Below are 21,330 nucleotides of genomic sequence, written 5' to 3'. Positions count from 1 at the left end.
GCTCGTCCGGGCGTGTCCGCCGGTGATCCGGTGCGACCCGCCGGCAGACCACCACCGAACGGAGCGCTCATGACCACCCCCCGTACCGTCCTCATCACCGGCGGCAACCGCGGCATCGGCCACGCGCTCGCAGCGCGGTTCGTCGCCGCCGGGCACCGCGTCGCCGTGACGTCGCGCAGCGGCCAGGGCGGTCCCGAGGGCGCGCTCACCGTGCAGGCCGACATCACCGACACGGCCTCGGTCGACGCGGCCTTCACGCAGGTCGAGGCCGAGCTCGGACCGATCGAGGTCCTCGTCGCGAACGCCGGCGTCACGAACGACCAGCTGCTGCTCCGCATGTCCGAGGAGGACTTCACGAGCGTCGTCGACACGAACCTCACCGGCACCTTCCGCGTCGTGAAGCGCGCGACGAAGGGCATGATGAAGGCGAAGTTCGGCCGCATCGTGCTCATGTCGAGCGTCGTCGGCGCCTACGGGCAGGTCGGGCAGGTCAACTACGCCTCGTCGAAGGCGGCGCTCGTCGGCATGGCGCGGTCGATCACGCGCGAGCTCGGCTCCCGCGGCATCACGGCGAACGTCGTCGCGCCGGGGTTCATCCAGACCGACATGACGGCGGCGCTCCCCGCCGAGCTGCAGGCCGAGTTCAAGAAGCAGATCCCCGCCGCGCGCTACGGCACCGTCGACGACGTCGCCGACGCGACGCTGTTCCTGGCGAGCGACGGCGCCGGCTACGTCTCGGGGGCGATCATCCCCGTCGACGGCGGCCTCGGGATGGGCCACTAGCCCCCCTGGCGCCTCAGCCGCGCAGGCCGAGCGTCGCGAGCACCGTCGACAGGTCGCGGTCGACCACGGCGACGTCGGCCTGCTCGCGGACGCGCGGCTTCGCGTCGAACGCCACCGAGAGCGCGGCGACCCGCATCATCTCGAGGTCGTTCGCCCCGTCGCCGACCGCGACGGTGCGGACGTCGTCGACCCCGTCGGCCGCGGCCCACTCCCGCAGGGCGTCGGCCTTGGCGCGCGCGTCGACGACCTCGCCGAGGACGCGCCCGGTGAGCACGCTGTCGGCGACCCCGAGCCGGTTCGCGCGGCAGTGGTCGAGCGCGAGCCGCTCGGCGAACGGGTCGAGGACCTCGTGGAAGCCGCCGGACACCACCCCGACGGTCCCGCCCGCGGCGTGCACGCCGCGGACGAGCTGGTCGGCGCCCCGCGTCACGCGGACCGCCTGCTGTGCGCGTCGGAACACGTCGGCCGGGAGGCCCGCCAGGGTCGCGACACGCTCCCGGAGGCTCTCGGCGAAGTCGAGTTCCCCGCGCATGGCGCGCTCCGTGATCGCCGCCACCTGTGGCCGGGTCCCGGCGCTGTCGGCGAGGAGTTCGATGACCTCGTCCTCGAGGAGGGTGGAATCGGCATCGAGGACGACGAGGAAGCGGGGCACGCACCAACGGTACCGACAGCAGGAGGCGCGGCTGCGTCGTGTGACGCGAGCCGTGCCTCCTGTCCGGTCCTGGTGGACCCGCTGACGCGGGCGGCCGACGCTACGCCTCGACGCGGACGCCCTTGCCGACCACGGTTATCCCGGACTCGGTCACGGTGAAGCCGCGGGCCTCGTCGGCCTCGCGGTCGACGCCCACCTGGGCGCCGGGGGCGAGGACGACGTCCTTGTCGAGGATGGCGCGGTGCACGACTGCCCCTGCGCCGATGGTGGCGCGCTCGAAGACGATCGAGTCGAGCACCTTCGCGCCAGAGTCGATGCCGCACCAGGGGCCGATCATGCTGCGCTCGACCTGCGCCCCGGACACCAGGCAGCCGAGCGACACGAGCGAGTCGACCGTGGAGCCGGTGTTGCCGTTCGCGTCGCGGACGAACTTCGCCGGGGGCAGGTTCGTCTGCTGGTTGAAGATCGGCCAGTCCTGGTTGTACAGGTTGAAGACCGGCACCGGCGCGATGAGGTCCATGTGGGCGTCGAAGAACGAGTCGATCGTCCCCACGTCGCGCCAGTAGTACTTGTCGCGGTCGGTGGAGCCGGGGACGTCGTTGCGCTGCAGGTCGTACACGCCGGCGTCGCCGCGGGCCACGAAGTCCGGGACGATGTCGCCACCCATGTCGTGGGCCGAGGACTCGACCTGGCCGTCGCGCAGGACGGCGTCGACGAGGGCGTCGGCGTTGAACACGTAGTTGCCCATCGACGCGAGGACCTCGCCGGGGGAGTCGGCCAGGCCGACCGCGTCCTTCGGCTTCTCGAGGAACGCGTCGATCTTCGTCGGGTCGTCCGGGTCGACCTGGATGACGCCGAACTGGTCGGCGAGGCCGATGGGCTGGCGGATCGCGGCGACCGTGGCACTGCGGCCGGACTCGATGTGCGCCTGGACCATCTGGTCGAAGTCCATCCGGTACACGTGGTCGGCGCCGACGACCACCACGATGTCGGGACGCTCGTCGCGCAGCAGGTTGAGCGACTGCAGGATCGCGTCGGCCGAGCCGGCGAACCAGCGCTTGCCGAGGCGCTGCTGCGCGGGGACCGAGGCGACGTACGAGCCGAGCAGGCCCTCCATGCGCCAGGTCTCGGCGACGTGCCGGTCGAGACTGTGGGACTTGTACTGGGTGAGGACGACGATCTTCTGCAGACCGGAGTTCACCAGGTTCGAGAGCGCGAAGTCGATGAGCCGGAAGTTCCCGCCGAACGGGACAGCGGGTTTCGCGCGGTCGGCCGTGAGCGGCATGAGCCGCTTTCCCTCGCCTCCGGCGAGCACGATGCCGAATACCTTCTTTGGTGCCATGACGCTCACAGTAGGCGTCAGCACTGGGAACCCGTTACGTTGAACCGGTGCGAGTCGATCTACTGACCAGGGAGTATCCGCCGGAGGTCTACGGCGGAGCAGGTGTCCACGTTGCCGAACTGACCTCGGCGCTGCGGTCCGGGACCGACACCGAGGTGCGCGTCCGCGCCTTCGGGGCGTTCCGCGACGAGGCCGACGTCTGGGCCTACCGGACCCCCGCCGGCCTCGAGCAGGCCAACGGTGCGCTGCAGGCACTCGGCACCGACGTCGCCATCGCGGCCGACGTCGAGGGCGCCGACCTCGTGCACTCGCACACCTGGTACGCGAACGCCGCGGGCCGGATCGCGCAGTTGACGCACGGCATCCCGCACGTCGTCACCGCCCACAGCCTCGAGCCGCTGCGTCCGTGGAAGGCCGAGCAGCTCGGCGGCGGCTACCGCCTGTCGAGCTGGATGGAGCGCGAGGCGTTCGAGCAGGCCGACGGCGTCATCGCCGTGTCCAAGGCGATGCGCGCGGACATCCTGCGGTCCTACCCGTCCATCGACCCCGCCAAGGTGCACGTCGTCTACAACGGCATCGACATCGACGAGTGGAAGCCGACCGTCGACGAGGACGCCGTGCGTGCCCTCGGCATCGACCCCTCGCGGCCCAGCGTCGTCTTCGTCGGGCGCATCACCCGCCAGAAGGGGCTGCCCTACCTGCTCCGCGCCGTGGCGTCCCTGCCCGCCGAGGTGCAGATCGTCCTGTGCGCCGGCGCGCCGGACACCCCGGAGATCATGGCCGAGGTCACCGGCCTCGTCGAGGGCCTCCGGGAGCAGCGCGAGGGCGTCGTCTGGATCGACCGGATGCTCGAGCACCGCGAGATCGTGAACGTGCTGTCCTCCGGCACCGTGTTCGTCTGCCCGTCGGTGTACGAGCCGCTCGGCATCGTCAACCTCGAGGCGATGGCCTGCGGGATCCCCGTCGTCGGCACCGGCACCGGGGGCATCCCCGAGGTCGTGGCCGACGGACTGACCGGCCGGATCGTCCCGATCGACCAGGTCCAGGACGGCACGGGCACCCCGACCGACCCCGACCGCTTCGTGGCGGACCTGGCGGCGACCCTCACCGAGGTGCTCGCCGACGAGGGCCTGGCGAAGCTGATGGGCCGCGCCGGACGCCTGCGCGTCGAGACCGAGTTCACCTGGGACGCGATCGCCACCAGGACACGGCAGGTCTACGACGAGGTGCTGGCCCGGACCCCGTAGGCTGGTCGCATGCCCTCGGTCGTGCGCTTGTCAGACGTCTCCGTGGTCCGCAACGGGGCCACCATCCTCGACACGATCTCGTGGGAGGTGCAGGACGACGAACGCTGGGTCGTGCTCGGCGCGAACGGCGCCGGCAAGACCACGCTGCTGCAGGTCGCCGGGGCGCAGACGTTCCCGACCTCGGGCGACGTCGAGGTGCTCGGCACCGAGCTCGGCGGGGCCGACCTGTTCGAGCTCCGGCCCCGCATCGGCTTCGCGTCGACCGCGCTCGCCCGCCGCATCCCGGTGACCGAGAAGGTCATCGACGTCGTGCTCACCGCGGCGTACTCGGTGACGGGGCGCTGGAACGAGGAGTACGAGGAGCTCGACGTCCGTCGCGCTCAGCGCGTGCTCGACGAGTGGGGCCTCGGCGCCTTCACCGACCGCACCTTCGGTGAGCTGAGCGACGGCGAGCAGAAGCGTGTCCAGATCGCCCGCGCGGTGATGACGGACCCGGAGATCCTGTTCCTCGACGAGCCCGCCGCATCGCTCGACCTCGGTGCCCGCGAGAGCCTCGTCCGGACCCTCGGCGGCTACGCCCAGAGCTCGGACTCGCCGGCGATCGTGATCGTCACCCACCACGTCGAGGAGATCCCCGCCGGCTTCACGCACGCGCTCGTCCTGGCCGACGGCCACGTGCAGGCGGCCGGCCCGATCGACGACGTCCTGACCGACGCGACCCTCACCGAGGCGTTCGGCATCGCGCTGACCGTCACGAAGGACGCGGATCGCTGGACGGCGCGCGCGGCGTAGCGCTCCCGATCCGGCCGTCTCTCTGGTAACGTGGACGGCTGGCGCAAGCCGATGACTTCCCGCGCAGTTCGCGCAATTGCTCACGACCGCTACAGAGGAATCCCCATGAAGACCGACACCCACCCCGAGTACCGCGCCATCGTCTTCCGCGACCTGGCCTCCGGTGAGACCTTCCTGACGCGTTCCACCGCGAACAGCGACAAGACGATCGAGCTCGACGGTGCCACCTACCCGGTGATCGACGTCGAGATCTCGTCCGCTTCGCACCCGTTCTACACGGGCAAGCAGCGCATCCTCGACTCGGCCGGTCGCGTCGAGAAGTTCAACCAGCGCTTCAAGGGCTTCTCCAAGTAAGCAGCCCCGGTACGCCGGAACGGGCGGTCCTCCTGCGGGAGGGCCGCCCGTTCTGCGTGTGCGGGGCGCGGCGGGAGCTGGATTCGCGTCCTGCGTGAGCGCAGGGTCCGTGTGCCGGAACCCGCGCCCCCGCTGCTCCGTCAGGCGGCGTCGACGGCCGCGCGAGCCCGGTCGATGATCTCCTGGCCGGCCAGGACCCCGCGGGCGTCCGTGACGACGAGGCCCGGCGCGGTCCACCCGGCGGCGTCGAGCTCGCCGTGCGCCGGCCGGATCGCGACGTCCGCCCACACGAGCATCGCCTGGTCGAGCAGAGAGTCGCCGGCCGCGACGGTCCGAGTGGCGCCGATGCGCTCGGCGACGGCGGCGAGGGCACGCTCCTTGCGCACGGCGGTCGGCACGACGTAGAGCTTCCGGCCCTGCAGCGAGACGGTCCACCCGATCGCGGTCATCGCGGCGGTGAGCTCCGCGAGCGCGTTGTCGGGCAGCGCACGACGCTCGACCACCGCGTACGCGAAGAGTTCCTCGGCACGGTGGTGCCGGAGCAACGCCGCCGGGGGCACCGCGGCGAGCAGCCCGCGCTCGGCCTCGGCGAGCGGGGCCGACGTCGCGTCGATCTCGGCGCGCAGGGACGTCGTCCAGTCCTCGTCGGGGACGCCGTCGTGCAGCACGACGGCACCGTTCGTGGTGACCGCCCAGCCGCCGGCCGGCAGCGGCAGCCGGATCCGGCGGTACTGCGCGACGGTGCGGGTCGTCACCGGGACGACGGTCGCCCGGGCGGCGAGCTCGGCGAGGGCGCCCTCGGCCTGCCGGGTCATGAACGACAGCGGAGCGCCGTCGTACACCTCGGCCACGACGAGCGGCGGGGCCTCGTGGTCCGGGCCGTCGAGCAGCAGCGCGGCGGCCGAGTAGACGATGGTGCGGTCGAGGTCGAAGCCGACGAGCGCGGTCATGCGCGGGCCGCCGCGGTGCTGTCGGCGGTCGCGGTGTGGCCGGTCTCCGCGACACGGCTCCCCAGGGGATGGATGAGCCCGACGCAGCTGTACGCCAGGTCCGGGCGCGCGACCACCGGGACGCCGCGCTCCCGTGACAGGGCGACGACGTGCGCGACGTCCGGGTCGTCCGGGTCGCGGACGAGCACCTGCCACGGCACACGGCGGAGCAGCACGCGGGTCGTCTCGCCGACGCCGGGCTTGACGAGGTGCAGGTCCTCGATGCCGAACTCCGCGCCGACGGCCTCGACGGTGCGCATGCCCCGCCAGTCGACGGCGCGCTCCGGGGCGGTGCCGGTCGGCGGTTCGCGGTCGATCGTCTCCTGCACGCGGGCGGTCACGTCGGGGAAGCGCTCGGCGATCGTCGCGATGTAGGAGCGGGACCGGTCGCGGTCGGCGAGGTCCCGGTACTGCTTCGCGCCGTGCAGGGTGCCCTCCGGCGTCCAGCGGCGGTTGAACACCGTGCGGGACACGAGCCCGGACACGGTGGAGTTGAGGCAGGCGGACGGCACGAGGTAGTCCTCGCGGGTGCCGTGCAGCGGGGTGCAGCCGGCCGGGTCGGCGAGGACGGCGAGGTCGCTGCGGAACCGGAGCCCGTCCGTCGCCGCGAAGCGGTCGAGTGCGTCGGTGAGCTCCCGGGTGATGGCGCCCTTGCCCGTCCAGCCGTCGACGAACACGACCTGCTCGGGGTCGTGGTGGGCGGCGAGCCAGCGCAGGGCCGTCTCGTCGATGCCCACCCCGCGGACGATGCTCGCCGTGTAGTGCGGCAGCAGGACGTCGTGGTGTTCGAGGGCCCAGCGGCGCATGAGGACGCCGACCGGGGTGCCGGCGCGGGCGAGCGAGACGAGGACGGCTCGAGGGCGGTCCCGGAGCACCAGTTCGGTGACGACCCCGACCGCCTCGGCGATGCGTTCCGCCGAGCGGTCGAGCGCGTCGCGGTAGAGCTCCTCGTAGGCGTCGGACGGCACGTACTCGACCGGGAGCGACTCCGCGTAGTTCGCGCCCTCGAGCTGGATCGCGCGCTCCCGCGACGCGGTGTCGGCCTCGAGCTCGGCGTCCGCCAGGTCCTGCAGCAGCCAGGTGACGTCGTCGGGCTCGTAGGACCCGAACGATGGCCCGGTGAGCGGTCGCGGTGGGGTGTGCGCCGTGGTCCCGGCGAGCGGGCTGTCGACCACGACGACCTGGGGGGCGACCGCGCCGAGGGCGGCGAGCAGGCCGTCGTCGCCCTCGAGTGCGGCGGTGTCCGTGCCGGGCTCCGGCAGGACGACGATCGCGTCGAACCCGCGGACGTTGTAGGCGTAGCGCTCGCCCGGACCGTCGACGGTGCGGTCGTGGGAACGGTGCCGGACGCCGGAGCGGATCGGCCACGCCGGGTCGTCGAGGATCGCGACGGGGGAGCGGGTCGTCGTCGAGGACCGGACGTCGCGTCCGCTCTGCCGGCGGAGGGCGTCGGCGACCGTGAGCGGCGTGTGCATGTGCTCCTCGGTGCCGAGCACGAGCACCCGCCTGGCGGTCGGGTCGAGCCGGGCGAGCACGTCGGCCGCGATGCCCTCGACGTCGGTGCGCGGCTGTCGGACCCGTGCCGCGGGGGTGCCGTGGCGGTCCACGGTGGTGGCCGGGGCGGCGACGCGGACCGGGGACGGCTCCGGGAGCCCGGGCGCGGACCCGGTGCGGGCACCGTCCGTCGGCCGACTCGCGCCCGAGGCCACGAGCGCCGCGGCGGTGTCCAGGACGTCCGCCGGCAGGTCGACCCGACCCCGGCCGAGGGCGACGACGTCGACGCGGGCGCCGAGCTCGTCGGCGAGAGCCGCGGTCGCAGCGGTGTCCGCCGCGGACCGCAGGTCGACGAGGCTCGCGACGACCCAGTGGCGCTGCGGCGCGACGGCGTGCAGGGCGCGGATGGTCTCGCGGGCGGTGCGGCCGGTGCTCAGCTCGTCGTCGACGAGCACGACCGTGCCGTCCCGGGGCAGCCAGTCGGCGTCCGCCGGCAGCAGCCGGTGCGCGGTGGCGTGGGAGTGCTCCTCGGAGAACCCCGCGGCCGGCACGGAGCCGGGCGGGTCGTGCCGGGTGGAGTGCAGGTACGCGGACCCGAGGGTCTCGGCGACGAGCGCACCGAGGGCGGTGGCGGTCTCGGCGAAGCCGAGGACGAGCACGTCCGGGTGGTCGGTCCGGTGCGCGGCGAGGTCGGTGCGGAGCGTCGTGGCCGCGCGGTGCAGCCCGGACGAGCGGTCGACGTCCACGTCGAGGTCGGCATCCACGTCGACGTCGGCATCGGTGCGCTCGGTGATCGCTCGCTGGTCGCGGAGCACCGCGTCGAGCCGTGCGACGACGGCGTCGTCGAAGCGTGGACGTGCGGGGGCGTCGAGCAGGTCGGCCACGAGGGTGCCGAGGGCCTCGCCGGCGAGCAGCGCGACCGCCGGCACGGTCGGCACGTGCTTGGCGAGCACCGTCGAGACGAGCAGGTGCGCTCGCTTCGGGTTGCGGCGCAGCGCCAGGCGCACGAGGTCGCCGAGCGGCACCGTCGGGCCCTGCTGCCCGTCGGCGTCGACGACGGCCAGGCCCAGGTCGGCGGGGGACGGCAGGGGCACGTTCACGGGAGGCTCCGCTCGAGCAGGTCGACGTAGGTCACGTCGGGGGTGGACACGCCGAACGCACGGGCACGCAGCATCGTGCGCTCGGCCCAGGCGTGGTGCGGCTTCATCTCGTTCATCTTGTTGCCGTAGCGCGAGGGGGCGACCCCGCCCGACTCCCGGGCGAGCACGTCGGAGGCGTCCGAGTACTCCTCGTCGGTCACCACCGACATCGCGTGCACGAGCGGCACGTGACGCGGGTGGATGACCGTCTTGCCGGTGAGGCCGTTCGCGCGGTCGAGCGCCACCTCGCGGAGCAGGCCGTCGAAGCCCTCGAGCAGCAGCTGGCGGCGCAGTGCCAGGTCGCCGGCCTCCTGGAACGGGGTGGTGCGGAGCTGGGTCTTGAACACGCGGTCCGACGAGGGGTAGTGCTCCCACACGGGCCCCGCGACGACGAACCCGTCGTTCGCGCGGCCGAGTGTGTTGACGACGTCGCCGATGACGGAGGCGAGGACGTGCACGTCGTGCACGGTGAGGTCGGACGGGCGCCGGAGCCCGAAGACGCTCGACAGGTCGGTCGCGCCGATGCGCACCGCCAGCACGTCGGCCCGTCTGGCGGCGAGCAGCTCGTGGATGCCGGCGAGCGTCGTCGCCCGGGTCTCGCGGTGCATGATCGACGGCGACTCGAGGATCGGCATGACGAGCAGCCGTCGGCCGCCGCTCCGCGTGGCGTTCACCCGGTCGAGGACGGAGAAGTACCGTTCCCCGGCGCCGTCGGTCGCCTCGAACTTCGGCAGCACGATGCCGCTCAGCGCGTCGAGCGGGCGCTCACCGAACCGCTCGACGAGGCGCTCGAGGTGCTCGGGGCTGCGCACGCGCAGGAAGAGCTGCGGCAGCACCGCCGGGTCGTCCTCGGTGGCGAGCAGTCGGAGCGCGTGCTCGACCTGCTGCTCGGCGAGCGGGAGGTCGTCGTCGGCGACGGAGTCCTCGAGGCAGAGCACCAGGGACCCGGCACCGAGCGCCGTCTGCCGGTGCACGTCGCGCACCAGGTCCGGCCGGATGCCCGGGACGTACAGGGTCGCGCCGAGCGCGACGGCACGCAGGGCCGGATCGCTGTCGCGTCCGACGTCCTCCGGTTCGCGCAGGAACAGCGCGCCGTGGTCGTCCAGGTTCGCGAAGTGCCGCATCGGTCAGCCTCTCGGGTTCGGGGCGGAGAGGACGAACCCGAACGCGGCGAACACGTCGCCGTCGTGCGACGCCCGCGGGAAGGGTTCCGCCCGCAGTTCCAGTTCGCCGTCGAGCACCGACAGCGCGGTGATCGTCATGGTCTCGGGGTCGCCGGCGTCCACCGCCAGCACCGTGCCGTCGTGCAGGCTCACGACGGCCCGGTCGTCGCCGCGTGCCATCACGAGGGCGCGGCGGAGCGAACGGACGTGCCGGAGCGCGACGACGACGTCGCCGTCGTGGAAGCCGACCAGGGGCCGGTTGCCCGGCGTCTGCATGTCGCGCCCGGCGGCACGGCCGTCCGACGTCGTGGCGCCGACGATCCCGTCGACGGTCTCCCACGCCACGCTGGTCGCGCCGGACACGCGGAGCGCCCCCACCGCCGACCGCCGGCGGTCGACGCGCACGACCGGGGTCTCCGGACCGAGCATCCTGACGTCGGCCGGATCGGGTGCCGGGAAGGGGCGGACCCGGGAGGCGCGGGCACGTCGGCGTTCGAGCACGCGTTCCGAGACGGTCCCCTGCGCCGCCGGCGTGCGGCCCGGCGCGCGCGTCGCGTCGGCGGTCGCGGGCGCGGTCCGCGAGGCGGGCGGGGTGGTGGCCGGTGCCGCGGGCGGTGCCGCGGGCGGTGCTGCCGGCGATCGGTCGAACCCGAGGCTCAGCCCGGCACCGCGGTTGACCGGGGCAGCCGTGCCCGCGCCGGTGCCCGTGCCCGGGTTCGTGCTCGGATGTGGGCCGTCGGCGACCGCTCCGGCGCCTGCGCTCGACGGATGGTCCTGCGCCGGACGCGTGCGTCGTCGCAGGTACGGGTGCCGTTCGGTCATCGCGCGCGGCCGATGCCGTGGTCGGCACGGAGGCCGGTGAGGCCCGTGGTGTAGCCCTGCCCGACGGCACGGAACTTCCACTCGGCGCGGTGCCGGTACAGCTCGCCGAGGATGACGGCGTCGATCGTGTGGTTCCGCTCGGAGGGCAGTGCGAAGCGCACGAGCTCACGGCCGTCCGGCGCGCACACGCGGATCGCCATCGAGCGGATCGACCCGAGGTCCTTCGGGGACCGCGGGTCCGGGTCGAGGTACACCGCGAAGACGATCTTGTCGACGGCCTCCGGCACGGAGCGGAGGTCGACGTCGATCTCCTCCTGGTCGGACTCGTCCAGGTAGTGCACCGCGGCCGAGGCGTCGTCGATCTGGTTGAAGAACACCAGGTCGTCGTCGGAGAGCACACGGCCGTCGGTGCCGCAGACGATCGCCAGGGGCACGAGCTCGGCGGACGGGCCGCGGCTCGGGATCTGCTCCCACGCGATCCCGACGACCACGGCGGTCAGGTCGGGGTTCTCGGCGGTGAGCGCGGCGTTCGCGCCGGGCACGAGCTCCCCGGTCACGAGCCCGCTCCCGGCAGTCGCAGGCCGGGGTCGCCCTCGCCGAGACGCCCCTGCAGGAAGCGGCCGTGCGCGGAGAGCTCGGCGATGGCGCCGCTCCTGATCTGTTCGTGCATGTCCTCCACCGTCTCCGCGACGACGTCGAGTTGGGCCGCCAGCGACCGGGTGGTGGCGCTGTCGGGCGTGCGGTCCTCCGGCGGGAGGGAGCGGTAGGTGCGCACCGGCGTCGGGACGTAGTCGCCCACGATCGCCTGGAACAGGTACCGCTGCTCGGTCGACGCACCCTGGGCGACGACGGTGCGGGACACCTGGCGCAGCTGGTCCTCGACGTGCCGGACGCGCGACGAGATCACGGTCGGGAGCTCGGCGCCGGCGGCACGGACGACCGTGCGCAGGTCGTCGAGACCCGCGGCCGTCGCGGCGTCGTCGGTGGCGCCCCCGGAACCGCGCACGTCGATGCGCGCCGCCGCGGCAGCGGCGACCGACGACGCGGACTCCGGCTCGGGCGGACGTGGGTCGTCACCGCGGCCGAAGAGCCCGCGGAGCCGGTCACGCACGGCCCGTGACCGCCTCGGTCATCGGGGCGGACGGTTGGAGTCGTCGGACTGCAGGGAACGCTCGAGGTAGGGCTTCGAGCGTTCGATGCCGGACTCGAGCGCCGCGACGGTCGAGGACATGTTCTTCGCGGCCTCGGACCGGAAGGTGTCGATCGCGTCCATCGTCTGGAACACGTTGTCGAACGCCTTCTGCAGCGTCTCCACGCTGACGCCGGAGTTCGTCGCCTGCTGGTGGATCCGCGTCGTCTGGTCGCGCAGCATCTCGCTCGTCTGCAGGATCATCGCGTTCGTGGTGTTGTTCACCGCGTCGATCTGGTCGAGCACCATCTTCTGGTTCGCCAGGGCCTGCGCGACGATCACCGCGGTGCGCAGCGCGGCGATGGTCGTGGTCCGGGCCCGCTCGACGCCCTTGATGAGCTCGGTGTTGTTCTTGCGGATGAGGTCCATCGCGAGGTAGCCCTGCACCGACACCGCGAGCTGGGTCAGGATGTCCTGGTGCCGCTGGCGGACCGGGAAGAGCACGTCCGACTCGAGCTTCTGCGCCTCGTCGACACGGCCGCTGTTCCGCAGCGTGTCGATCTTCTGCACCGCGGCGGCGTCGAGGGCCTTCGCGAAGACGGCGTACTCGCTCAGCTGCTGCATGGTCTCCCACAGCTGGACCTTCTCGTCGGCGAGCGAGGCGTTGTCCTTGCGGAGCTCGTCCTGCCCGGCCATGAGCGACTTGATGATCGCGTCGAGCTGGGTCTGCGCCGACTCGTACTTCTGGAAGTACTTCGCCAGCTTGTTCCCGCCCGGGATCATGCCGAGGATCTTCCGGCCGGTGCTGAGGTCGGCCTGGTTCGGCGTGAGGTCCTCGACCGTGGAGCGGAGGTCGCCCAGGGTCGAGGCCACGCGCACCTGCGCGTTGTCACCGGTGCGGCGGGCACCCGCGACCGAGGACTGCGAGCGGTCGAGCATGCGCGACGAGAAGCCGCCGGAGCGTGCGATCTCGCCACCGGCGATCGACGTGATGCCGTCGACCTTGTCGCCGAACTCGGGGGAGCGGGGGTCGAGCGCGGCGACCTCGTCCACGAAGTCGCGCGCCTGTGCGGCGATCTGCGACTGCCGACCCGGGTCGACCGGGACCATGCCCGGCGCGTCGTCCGGCGTGACGGTCTCCGGGGCGTCCGCCGGCTTGAGGACGAGGGCGTCCTCGGCGTTGTCGGCGGGCTCCGGCGGGGCGAGGGGTCCGGGCATCGGTCTGCTCCTGGTTGCTGTCGGTGCGGGTGTGGTGGGTGCGGCGGGGTCAGCCGAGCTGGACGCCGAAGTCCGTCGCGATGCCGGCGAGGCCGGTCGTGTAGCCCTGGCCGACGGCGCGGAACTTCCACTCGGCGCCGTTGCGGTAGAGCTCCGAGAAGATCATCGCGGTCTCGGGAGCGGCGTCCTCCGACAGGTCGTAGCGCACGATCTCGGTGCCGTCCTGGTCGAGCACGCGCGAGTACGCGCTGCGGACCTGGCCGAAGTTCTGCCGTCGCGCCTCGCCCTGGTCGATCGAGACCACGATGACGACGCGCTCGACGTCGGCGGGCACGGCCTGCAGGTCGATGGCGATGCGCTCGTCGTCGCCGTCGCCCTCGCCGGTCCGGTTGTCGCCCTGGTGCTCCACCGAGCCGTCGGCGCTGCGCGGCTGGTTGTAGAAGATGAAGTCCGCGTCGGAGCGGACCTTGCCCGAGGCGCCGACGAGCAGCGCCGAGGCGTCGAGGTCGAACTGCTCACCGGCGGTGGTGCGCGGGTCCCAGCCGAGGCCGACGGTCGCGACGGTCAATCCGGGGCTCGTCTTGGTGAGCGAGAGGTTGTTGCCCTTCGCGAGGGTGAGTCCTGCCATGGTCGTGCCTTCCGTTCGTTCGGGGGTGGCGTCAGTCGAGGACGACGCCGTAGTCGGTGGCCACGCCGCGCAGGCCGGTGGCGTAGCCCTGGCCCACCGCGCGGAACTTCCACTCACCGTCGTACCGGTAGATCTCCGAGAAGATCATCCCGGTCTCGGACGCGGCGTCCTCGGTGAGGTCGTACCGGACGACCTCGTTGCCGGTCTCGTCGTTCACGACGCGGCAGAACGCGCCGCGGACCTGGCCGAAGTTCTGCCGACGCAGCTCGGCTTGGTCGATGGTCACGACGATGACGACGCGCTCGACGTCGGGCGCGACGGCGTCGAGGTCGATGAGGATCTGCTCGTCGTCGCCGTCGCCCTCACCGGTGCGGTTGTCGCCCTGGTGGACGACGGCGCCGTCGACGGACTGCAGCTGGTTGTAGAAGATGAAGTCGTCGTTCGAGCGGACCTTGCCGTTCGCCGCGACGAGGAGCGCCGAGGCGTCGAGGTCGAACTGCTCACCGGCCGTCGTGCGGGGGTCCCAGCCGAGGCCGATCATCGCACGGCGCAGGCCCGGGTCGGTCTTGCTGAGGGAGAGGTTCGTGCCCTTGGAGAGCGAGAGGGAAGCCATCTGGTGCGGGTCCTTCCGCTCAGAGCGCCGCGGAGGCGGGGGCGACGAGGTCCTGCACGGTCCGGCCGTTCGCACGGTCGCCGATGGCGCTGAAGCTCCAGCCCCCGCCGGATCGCGACACCTTGGCCATCACCATGGCGGTGTGCGGGCCGGAGTCGGTCAGCTGGTAGCGGGCGACCTCGGGGGAGCCGGCCGTGGAGTCGTCGACGAGTCGGCAGAACGCGTTCTCGACGGTGTCGAAGGTCTGCCGGCTGTAGCTGCTGATCACGAAGACGATCTGCGCGACGCTCTGGTGCACGGCGCTCAGGTCGACGCGGATGGTCTCGTCGTCGCCGGCGCCGTCACCGGTGAGGTTGTCACCGGTGTGCTGCGCGGAGCCGTCCTTGCTGCGGAGCTGGTTGAACCAGACGTAGTCGACCGCGGTGCCCTGGGCGTCGAAGAAGATCGCCGAGGCGTCGAGGTCGACGTCGGCGGCCTTGCGGCCCCCGAAGAGCCCGCGCCTGACGGCGACGGCGTCCCATCCGAGGCCGAGTCGGACGCGCGTCAGTGCGCTGCCGTCGCTCTTCGTCAGGGAGAGCGACTGACCCTTCTGCAGGCTGAGTCCCATGGGGTGACCTTTCGTGGTGTCGGTCCACGTCCGGGGGCGGACGCGGTGTGGGGCGGTGCGACGCTCAGTGCGTCGCGACGGCGGTGTCCTCGACGGGCGCGTGCGCGGCCTTGCGACGGTTGCGCACCACCGAGGAGAAGAACGCGGCGAGGATGAAGACCACGCCGATCAGGCCGGTGACGACCTCGTTGATCTCGGTCGTGATGGTGACGAGCAGGATCACGGCGAGGGCGCCGATGGCCCAGTGGGCACCGTGGTCGAGGTACTCGAACTCGTCGAGCGTGCCCTGCCGCACGAGGAAGACGGTGAGCGACCGGACGAACATCGCGCCGATGAGGCCGAGGCCGAGCGCGATGATGATCGGGTCCGCCGTGATGGCGAAGGCACCGATGACGCCGTCGAAGGAGAACGACGCGTCGATCACCTCGAGGTAGAGGAACAGCAGGAACGCGGCGCGCCCGGCGACGTGGCCGAGACGACGCTGCTTGCCGATGCGATTCGCCTCGGCGACCATCTCGCCGGTGTTCTCGAACGAGTTGCCGTCGTCCTCGGGGTCGCCGACGTCGAAGAGCCCGCCGAGACCGGTGACCAGGAAGTACGTGATGAGGCCGGCGATGCCCGCGACGAGGACGACGGCCTGGTGGTCGCCGGAGGTCGCACCGAACAGCGCGAGGAGCGCGAGGGCGACGACGACGTTCACCATCGGCAGCTTGCCGATGAAGAGCAGCGGCCGCTCGAGCCAGCGGAGCCAGAGGATGTCGCGTTCCTCGAACATGAAGTCGAGGAAGATCATGAGCAGGAACATCCCACCGAAGGCGGCGATCTGCGGGTGGGCCTCGTGCAGCAGGTAGGCGTAGGTGCCCGGCTCGTCGATCGGGCCCTTCTCGAGGGCGAGCTGCACGGCCTCGACCGGGTTGAGCTGCGCCGTGACACCGACGATGAGCAGCGGGAAGAGCACGCGCATGCCGAAGACGGCGATGATGATGCCGACCGTCAGGAACATCTTCTGCCAGAACGGGCTCATCCGCTCGAGGATGCGGGCGTTCACGACCGCGTTGTCGAAGCTGAGGCTGATCTCGAGAACGCCGAGGATCAGCGTGATGGCCACCGCGCTCCAGCTGCCGTAGATCAGGGCCGTGGCGAGGGCGAGGACGGTGATCACGAGGGACCAGCCGAAGGTCTTCAAGAACACGTGTGACGGTCTCCCGGTTGCTGCGTCAGTGCGACGGTGGATCGGGACGCTCTCGTCGATCGCCCCCGCTGCATGCTACATGCCTGCTCCTGCGCCGCGGTGTGGCCACCGGCCGTCCGCCGTGAAGGACGGGTCGCGCTTCGCGCGCATGTACTGCTGGAACGAGGCCGCCTGGTCGGCGCACCACCCGACCTGCTTGCGGTGGAGCTCCTCGGCGGTGATGCCGAGCTCCTCCGGGTAGCGCCCGGCGATGGCCTGGGCGACCCGGCCCGCGGCGACGGCGTCGGCACCGGCGTCATGGGCGTCGTCGAGGGTGACGCCGTACGTCTCGGACGCGGCCTCGAGCGTCCGCTTGCCCTTGCGGTAGGTGTCGAGGGCCTTGTCGATGACGAGCGGGTCGACGACGTTGCCGATCACGGGCGAGGCGAAGCCGTGCCGCTTGGCCTCGCGGTCGAGGACGGTGAGGTCGTACGGGGCGTTGTAGATCACGAGCGGGATGCCGCGGGCGAACACGGCCTCGATCGCGGCGATCACCTCGGCGACGACCTCGGACGCCGGACGGCCCTCGGCCTGGGCGCGCTCGGTCGTGTAGCCGTGCACCGCCGCGGCGCCCTCGGGGACGGGCACACCGGGGTCGGCGACCCACGCGCCCTCGACGATGGACGCCCCGGTCATGTCGATGAGCCCGACGTGCGCCGTGACGATCCGGGCGGTCTCGACGTCGACCCCGGTGGTCTCGAGGTCGAAGACCCCGAGCGCGTGCCACCACGGGCGGCCGGCGAGGTCCTGCGGCGGGGCGGGCGTGTCCGTGGGGGCGGTGGAGAACGTCACGCGGTCAGGCTAGCCGTGCGCACCGACACCACTGCCTACTGGACCGGCGCGCCGACGTGCAGCCAGTAGAACGACTGCGTCCCCATGGTGAGCGTGACCTCGCCGTCCTCGTCGAAGGACGGGAACGAGCCGCCGCCGAACAGGTCGTACAGCGGGCGACCGGCGAACTCCGGCGCGGAGACGGTGACCGACGTCGGGTTCGTCGCGAACGAGAACACGCAGAGCACGTCCTCGGCGGACGGCCCGAACTGCTGTCCGGAGCCCTCCCACGACCGGACGAACGCGAGCACGGACTCGTTCGAGGTCTGCTGGACCTCGAGCGTCCCCATGCCGAAGACGGGATGCGCCTTCCGCACGTGGATCACGTTGCGCACCCAGTGCAGCAGCGAACGGGACTGCGCGAGCTGCGCCTCGACGTTGACCTGCGCGTAGTTGTAGACGAGCGACTGCACGACCGGCAGGTAGAGCTTGCCCGGGTCGGCGGTCGAGAAGCCGGCGTTGCGGTCCGGCGTCCACTGCATCGGCGTGCGCGAGGAGTCGCGGTCCGGCAGCCAGATGTTGTCGCCCATGCCGATCTCGTCGCCGTAGTACAGGAACGGCGACCCCGGCAGCGAGAACAGCAGCGCGTGGATGAGCTCGAGCTCGGCGCGGGAATTGTCGAGCAGCGGGGCGAGCCGGCGGCGGATGCCGATGTTCGACCGCATCCGCGGGTCGTACCCGTACCAGCCGTACATCGCCTGGCGGTACTCCTCGCTCACCATCTCGAGCGTCAGCTCGTCGTGGTTGCGCAGGAACACGCCCCAGGCCGCGCTGTCCGGCACGTCGAGGGTCTCGGACAGGATCGCGGCGAGCTCCTTCGCGTGCTGCGCGCGGAGCGAGTAGAAGATGCGGGGCATGACCGGGAAGTCGAACGCCATGTGGCACTCGGGCTCGTCGTCGGTCCCGAAGAACGCCGCGGTCTCGCGCGGCCACTGGTTCGCCTCGGCGAGCAGCACCCGGCCGGGGTACTCGTCGTCGACCATCGCGCGGAGCTTCTTGAGGAACTCGTGGGTCTCCGGCTCGCCCTCGCCGTTGCCCTCCTCCGACGCGAACAGGTAGGGGATCGCGTCGAGCCGCAGCCCGTCGACACCCATGTCGAGCCAGTGCCGGACGACGTCGTAGACCGCCTCGACGACCGCCGGGTTCTCGAAGTTCAGGTCGGGCTGGTGCGAGAAGAACCGGTGGAAGAAGAACTGCCGCCGCACCGGGTCGAACGTCCAGTTCGACTCCTCGGTGTCGACGAAGATGATGCGGATGTTCGAGAACTCCTGGTCGGTGTCCCGCCAGACGTAGAAGTCGCCGTACGGACCGTCCGGGTCCTCGCGGGACTGCTGGAACCACTCGTGCTGGTCGCTCGTGTGGTTGATCACCATGTCGATGACGATGCGCATGTTGCGCTCGTGCGACTTCGTGACGAGCTCGCGGAAGTCGTCGAGCGTGCCGAACTCCGGCAGGATCGCCTTGTAGTCCTGGATGTCGTAGCCGCCGTCGCGCATCGGCGACTGGAAGAACGGCGGCAGCCACAGGGCGTCGACGCCGAGCCACTGCAGGTAGTCGAGCTTGCCGATGACGCCCTGCAGGTCACCGATGCCGTCCCCGTTCGAGTCGACGAACGAGCGGATCATGCACTCGTAGAACACCGAGCGCTTGTACCACTGCGGGTCGAGCGTCAATCCGGGCAGCTGGATCGGGGCTGTGAAGGTCACCGTGCTCCTCGTCGTGGGTCGTCGGACCGCCGCACGGCCCGCCCCGGACACGATAGGCGCGCGATGCTCCGGGTGTCCGGGGATTCGTCCAGCGGCCTCCCTAGACTGGCGCCGATGCAAACGCCCGTGCTCTCCCCGTACCAGTCGCTCATGGCCGCCACCCCGGTCGTCCACCGGTCCGTGCAGGTCGACGGCCGCACCACCCACTACTGGGAGTACGGCCCCGCCGACGCCGAGCAGACGGTGCTCGCCGTGCACGGCTTCCGTGGCGACCACCACGGCCTCGAGACCATCGCCGCGCACCTCGAGGGCGTGCGGGTCGTCGTGCCGGACCTGCCCGGCTTCGGCATCTCGGACCCGCTCGCGGTCTCGGACATTGAGTCCTACGTGGCCTGGGTCACCGGGTTCCACGCGGCGCTCGGCCTCACCCGGGACACCGTCGTCCTCGGGCACTCGTTCGGCTCGATCGTGGTGGCCGCCGCCGTGGCCGCCGGCCTCGACACCCGCCTGCTCGTCCTGGTGAACCCGATCGCCGCCCCGGCGCTGCAGGGCCCCCGGGCCGTCGCCACCGGCATCGCGATCGGCTACTACCGCGCCGGAGCCGTGCTGCCCCGGCCGATCGGGCTCGGACTGCTCCGCAACCCGGCCATCGTGCGCGTCATGAGCCTCGCCATGCTCAAGTCGCACGACCGCGACCTGCGGCGCTGGGTCCACGACCAGCACGACCGGTACTTCTCGGCCTTCGCGAACCGCACCAGCGTGCTCGAGGCGTTCCGCACCTCGGTCACCCACGACGTGTCCGAGTACGCCGACCGCATCGACGTCCCCGTGCTCATGATCGCCGCCGAGCGCGACGACATCACCGCCGTGCCGGAGCAGCAGGCGCTCGCGCGGCGGCTCCGCGACGCCGAGCTCGTCGTCATCCCCGAGGTCGGCCACCTGGTGCACTACGAGACGCCGGCGCCCGCCGCGCAGGCGGTCCTGCGACGGATGGCGGACCCGGCCCCGCGCCGTGGACGCGGCCGACGCACCGACGCAGGCCGGTCGACGGGCGCGGAACGGGCCTCCCGACCGGCCGCGACGGAGGCGACCGACCAGGCGGACGGGGCGGACGCGTGACCCGCCGGCTGCGTATCGGGATCGACTGCCGCTACGTGCGGATCGGACGGCACGACGGGATCAGCCGGTTCACGGCCGGCATCGCCGCGCACCTGCCGGACCGGCACGACCACGTCCTGCTCGTGCACGACGAGCGGCAGCTCGAGTCGCTGCCGGACCACCTGCCGTGGGAGCTGCTGCCCGCTCCGACGGACGCGGGGGAGCCGCTCGTCGCGCGCCGGGTGAACCGCCTCGGCCTCGACGCGGTGTTCTCGCCGATGCAGACGATGGGCTCGCGCGGTCGGCACTACGCGCTCGTGCTCACGCTGCACGACCTGATCTACTACCGCAACCGCACGCCCCCGCGGGAGTTCTCGTGGCCGCTGCGGCTCGGCTGGCGGGCGTTCCACCTGTCGTGGACGCCGCAGCGCGTCCTGCTGAACGGCGCCGACGGCGTCGTGACCGTGTCCGAGACGACCGCCGGGCTCATCGCCGAGCACCGGCTCACCCGGCGTCCGGTCACCGTCGCGTACAACGCCGCTGACCCGGCGACGCCCCGTGCCGACGACGCCCCGCGGGAGCGGTCGCTCGTCTACATGGGGTCGTTCATGCCGTACAAGAACGTCGAGACGCTCGCAGCGGCGATCCCGCTGCTCGGACCGGACTGGACCCTGCACCTGATGTCCCGCGTGACCGACGCCGACCGTGCCCGACTCGAGGCGCTCGCACCGGCCGGCACCCTCGTGTTCCACGACGGCGCCACCGACGACGAGTACCTGTCCGTGCTCCGGTCGGCGACGGCGCTCGCGACGGCGTCACGGGACGAGGGCTTCGGCATCCCGCTCGTCGAGGCGATGGGCGTCGGGACCCCGGTCGTCGTGAGCGACATCCCGATCTTCCGCGAGATCGGGGGAGACGCCGCGGAGTACTTCGACCCGGGCTCGCCCTCCGCCGTCGCAGCCGCGGTCCGCCGGGTCGAGGCGCGGTGGGAGGACGCCTCGCGGCGGTCGGTCGAGCAGGCGGCGCGGTTCCGGTGGCAGGACTCCGCCGAGCAGGTCGTGCAGGCGGTCGAGCGGGCGGTCGCGGCGCGGGGGTAGGTGCGGGCGTGGGGCGGGCGCGGCGCGGGGCGCGGGGCGCGGCGCTCGCGCGGCGGGTTTCGTCGAGTGAGCAGAAGACGTTGGGTCGGCCGTACTCACTCGACGTCTTCTGCTCACTCGACGTGGCGGCCCAGGTGCGCGGGTCCGCAGGTCCGCGGCGCTGGCGGACCGCTCGTCGAGTGAGCAGAAGACGTCGGGTCGGCCGTGCTCACGCGACGTCTTCTGCTCAGTCAGCAAAGATGCGCGCGCACCTGCTGCGAGTGCCCTGCGGTCCGGACGGGAGGCACGGCCCGACCCCGGCGCTGCGCCCGGCTCGCGCGCACGCGGCACCACTGCCGAGACCCGTCAGCAGGAGCGGTCGCGATCGGCAGGCAAAGGCGTTCGCGACCGGCAGG

General features: G+C 72.1%; 21 protein-coding genes. 6 read left to right on the top strand and 15 right to left on the bottom strand.

All coding sequences use genetic code 11. From position 1 onward, the window contains the following. Positions 1-69 precede the first annotated feature (69 nt). Positions 70-783, top strand: a complete 714-nt coding sequence (gene fabG, locus BIU94_RS06380; protein WP_071255594.1) for a 3-oxoacyl-ACP reductase FabG — start codon at positions 70-72, stop codon at positions 781-783. A 13-nt stretch (positions 784-796) separates the two neighbouring features. Here fabG and serB read toward each other — a convergent pair whose 3' ends face one another. Both serB and BIU94_RS06370 read right to left on the bottom strand, forming a co-directional pair. Then, positions 797-1,435, bottom strand: coding sequence for a phosphoserine phosphatase SerB (serB, locus tag BIU94_RS06375; RefSeq protein ID WP_071255589.1), 639 nt, complete (start codon positions 1,433-1,435; stop codon positions 797-799). A 100-nt stretch (positions 1,436-1,535) separates the two neighbouring features. Then, on the bottom strand, positions 1,536-2,777 hold the full coding sequence (locus BIU94_RS06370) for a glucose-1-phosphate adenylyltransferase (protein ID WP_071255584.1): 1,242 nt from the start codon (positions 2,775-2,777) through the stop codon (positions 1,536-1,538). Between the two features lie 47 nt (positions 2,778-2,824). Between BIU94_RS06370 and glgA the strand changes: the two genes are divergently transcribed. From glgA to BIU94_RS06355, 3 genes are all read left to right on the top strand, one after another. Continuing rightward, positions 2,825-4,024, top strand: a complete 1,200-nt coding sequence (gene glgA / locus BIU94_RS06365) for a glycogen synthase (RefSeq protein ID WP_071255581.1) — start codon at positions 2,825-2,827, stop codon at positions 4,022-4,024. A gap of 9 nt (positions 4,025-4,033) precedes the next feature. Beyond that, positions 4,034-4,816 (top strand): ABC transporter ATP-binding protein, encoded by a 783-nt coding sequence (locus BIU94_RS06360; protein WP_071255577.1) that lies wholly within the window; start codon positions 4,034-4,036, stop codon positions 4,814-4,816. Positions 4,817-4,921: 105 nt separating this feature from the next. Next, the gene (locus BIU94_RS06355) at positions 4,922-5,170 is read left to right on the top strand and encodes a type B 50S ribosomal protein L31 (protein ID WP_017887280.1); all 249 of its coding nucleotides are present in this window, start codon (positions 4,922-4,924) and stop codon (positions 5,168-5,170) included. 140 nt (positions 5,171-5,310) lie between these two features. Here BIU94_RS06355 and BIU94_RS06350 read toward each other — a convergent pair whose 3' ends face one another. The 13 genes from BIU94_RS06350 to treS all read right to left on the bottom strand — a co-directional run bounded on the left by BIU94_RS06350 (position 5,311) and on the right by treS (position 18,740). Next, positions 5,311-6,120 (bottom strand): HAD family hydrolase, encoded by an 810-nt coding sequence (locus BIU94_RS06350; RefSeq protein ID WP_071255570.1) that lies wholly within the window; start codon positions 6,118-6,120, stop codon positions 5,311-5,313. Further along, complete coding sequence (locus tag BIU94_RS06345) at positions 6,117-8,753, bottom strand: phosphoribosyltransferase domain-containing protein (protein ID WP_071255565.1); 2,637 nt, start codon at positions 8,751-8,753, stop codon at positions 6,117-6,119. Before BIU94_RS06345 ends, BIU94_RS06350 begins: the two co-directional genes overlap by 4 nt. Next, positions 8,750-9,916 (bottom strand): HpcH/HpaI aldolase/citrate lyase family protein, encoded by a 1,167-nt coding sequence (locus BIU94_RS06340; protein WP_071255562.1) that lies wholly within the window; start codon positions 9,914-9,916, stop codon positions 8,750-8,752. Before BIU94_RS06340 ends, BIU94_RS06345 begins: the two co-directional genes overlap by 4 nt. A gap of 3 nt (positions 9,917-9,919) precedes the next feature. Further along, the gene (locus BIU94_RS06335; RefSeq protein WP_071255560.1) at positions 9,920-10,777 is read right to left on the bottom strand and encodes a hypothetical protein; all 858 of its coding nucleotides are present in this window, start codon (positions 10,775-10,777) and stop codon (positions 9,920-9,922) included. After that, complete coding sequence (locus BIU94_RS06330) at positions 10,774-11,334, bottom strand: TerD family protein (RefSeq protein ID WP_071255556.1); 561 nt, start codon at positions 11,332-11,334, stop codon at positions 10,774-10,776. Before BIU94_RS06330 ends, BIU94_RS06335 begins: the two co-directional genes overlap by 4 nt. After that, positions 11,331-11,888: a hypothetical protein gene (locus BIU94_RS06325; RefSeq protein WP_071255553.1), complete on the bottom strand. Its 558-nt coding sequence runs from the start codon at positions 11,886-11,888 to the stop codon at positions 11,331-11,333. Before BIU94_RS06325 ends, BIU94_RS06330 begins: the two co-directional genes overlap by 4 nt. A gap of 18 nt (positions 11,889-11,906) precedes the next feature. Then, positions 11,907-13,124, bottom strand: coding sequence for a toxic anion resistance protein (locus tag BIU94_RS06320; RefSeq protein ID WP_071255551.1), 1,218 nt, complete (start codon positions 13,122-13,124; stop codon positions 11,907-11,909). A gap of 49 nt (positions 13,125-13,173) precedes the next feature. Continuing rightward, positions 13,174-13,752, bottom strand: coding sequence for a TerD family protein (locus BIU94_RS06315; protein ID WP_071255549.1), 579 nt, complete (start codon positions 13,750-13,752; stop codon positions 13,174-13,176). Positions 13,753-13,783: 31 nt separating this feature from the next. After that, entirely contained in the window at positions 13,784-14,365 is a 582-nt protein-coding gene (locus tag BIU94_RS06310; RefSeq protein ID WP_071255545.1) for a TerD family protein, read from the bottom strand. A 19-nt stretch (positions 14,366-14,384) separates the two neighbouring features. Then, positions 14,385-14,972: a TerD family protein gene (locus BIU94_RS06305; RefSeq protein ID WP_071255543.1), complete on the bottom strand. Its 588-nt coding sequence runs from the start codon at positions 14,970-14,972 to the stop codon at positions 14,385-14,387. Between the two features lie 64 nt (positions 14,973-15,036). Then, positions 15,037-16,164, bottom strand: a complete 1,128-nt coding sequence (locus BIU94_RS06300; protein WP_071255536.1) for a DUF475 domain-containing protein — start codon at positions 16,162-16,164, stop codon at positions 15,037-15,039. A gap of 75 nt (positions 16,165-16,239) precedes the next feature. Next, positions 16,240-16,995, bottom strand: a complete 756-nt coding sequence (locus tag BIU94_RS06295) for an exonuclease domain-containing protein (RefSeq protein ID WP_071255532.1) — start codon at positions 16,993-16,995, stop codon at positions 16,240-16,242. A gap of 35 nt (positions 16,996-17,030) precedes the next feature. Beyond that, positions 17,031-18,740 (bottom strand): maltose alpha-D-glucosyltransferase, encoded by a 1,710-nt coding sequence (treS, locus tag BIU94_RS06290; protein ID WP_071255528.1) that lies wholly within the window; start codon positions 18,738-18,740, stop codon positions 17,031-17,033. 114 nt (positions 18,741-18,854) lie between these two features. Here treS and BIU94_RS06285 point away from each other — a divergent pair, with 114 nt between their 5' ends. Continuing rightward, on the top strand, positions 18,855-19,859 hold the full coding sequence (locus BIU94_RS06285) for an alpha/beta fold hydrolase (RefSeq protein ID WP_083404619.1): 1,005 nt from the start codon (positions 18,855-18,857) through the stop codon (positions 19,857-19,859). An 8-nt stretch (positions 19,860-19,867) separates the two neighbouring features. Then, positions 19,868-20,935, top strand: coding sequence for a glycosyltransferase family 1 protein (locus BIU94_RS06280; protein WP_071256372.1), 1,068 nt, complete (start codon positions 19,868-19,870; stop codon positions 20,933-20,935). Positions 20,936-21,330 lie beyond the last annotated feature (395 nt).

The organism is Curtobacterium sp. MMLR14_006 (assembly GCF_001864985.1).
Taxonomy (GTDB): Bacteria; Actinomycetota; Actinomycetes; order Actinomycetales; family Microbacteriaceae; genus Curtobacterium.
Note: the sequence above shows the minus strand (reverse complement) of the source record. Positions and strands in the feature narration are given on the sequence as shown.

What these genes read in the sequence shown, in the direction of transcription:
- BIU94_RS06305 (WP_071255543.1), bottom strand. Translation starts at nt 14,972, where the DNA reads ATGGGACTCAGCCTGCAGAAGGGTCAGTCGCTCTCCCTGACGAAGAGC.
- fabG (WP_071255594.1), top strand. Translation starts at nt 70, where the DNA reads ATGACCACCCCCCGTACCGTCCTCATCACCGGCGGCAACCGCGGCATC.
- BIU94_RS06320 (WP_071255551.1), bottom strand. Translation starts at nt 13,124, where the DNA reads ATGCCCGGACCCCTCGCCCCGCCGGAGCCCGCCGACAACGCCGAGGAC.
- BIU94_RS06340 (WP_071255562.1), bottom strand. Translation starts at nt 9,916, where the DNA reads ATGCGGCACTTCGCGAACCTGGACGACCACGGCGCGCTGTTCCTGCGC.
- BIU94_RS06285 (WP_083404619.1), top strand. Translation starts at nt 18,855, where the DNA reads ATGCAAACGCCCGTGCTCTCCCCGTACCAGTCGCTCATGGCCGCCACC.
- BIU94_RS06350 (WP_071255570.1), bottom strand. Translation starts at nt 6,120, where the DNA reads ATGACCGCGCTCGTCGGCTTCGACCTCGACCGCACCATCGTCTACTCG.
- BIU94_RS06315 (WP_071255549.1), bottom strand. Translation starts at nt 13,752, where the DNA reads ATGGCAGGACTCACCCTCGCGAAGGGCAACAACCTCTCGCTCACCAAG.
- BIU94_RS06370 (WP_071255584.1), bottom strand. Translation starts at nt 2,777, where the DNA reads ATGGCACCAAAGAAGGTATTCGGCATCGTGCTCGCCGGAGGCGAGGGA.
- BIU94_RS06310 (WP_071255545.1), bottom strand. Translation starts at nt 14,365, where the DNA reads ATGGCTTCCCTCTCGCTCTCCAAGGGCACGAACCTCTCCCTCAGCAAG.
- BIU94_RS06360 (WP_071255577.1), top strand. Translation starts at nt 4,034, where the DNA reads ATGCCCTCGGTCGTGCGCTTGTCAGACGTCTCCGTGGTCCGCAACGGG.
- BIU94_RS06355 (WP_017887280.1), top strand. Translation starts at nt 4,922, where the DNA reads ATGAAGACCGACACCCACCCCGAGTACCGCGCCATCGTCTTCCGCGAC.
- BIU94_RS06335 (WP_071255560.1), bottom strand. Translation starts at nt 10,777, where the DNA reads ATGACCGAACGGCACCCGTACCTGCGACGACGCACGCGTCCGGCGCAG.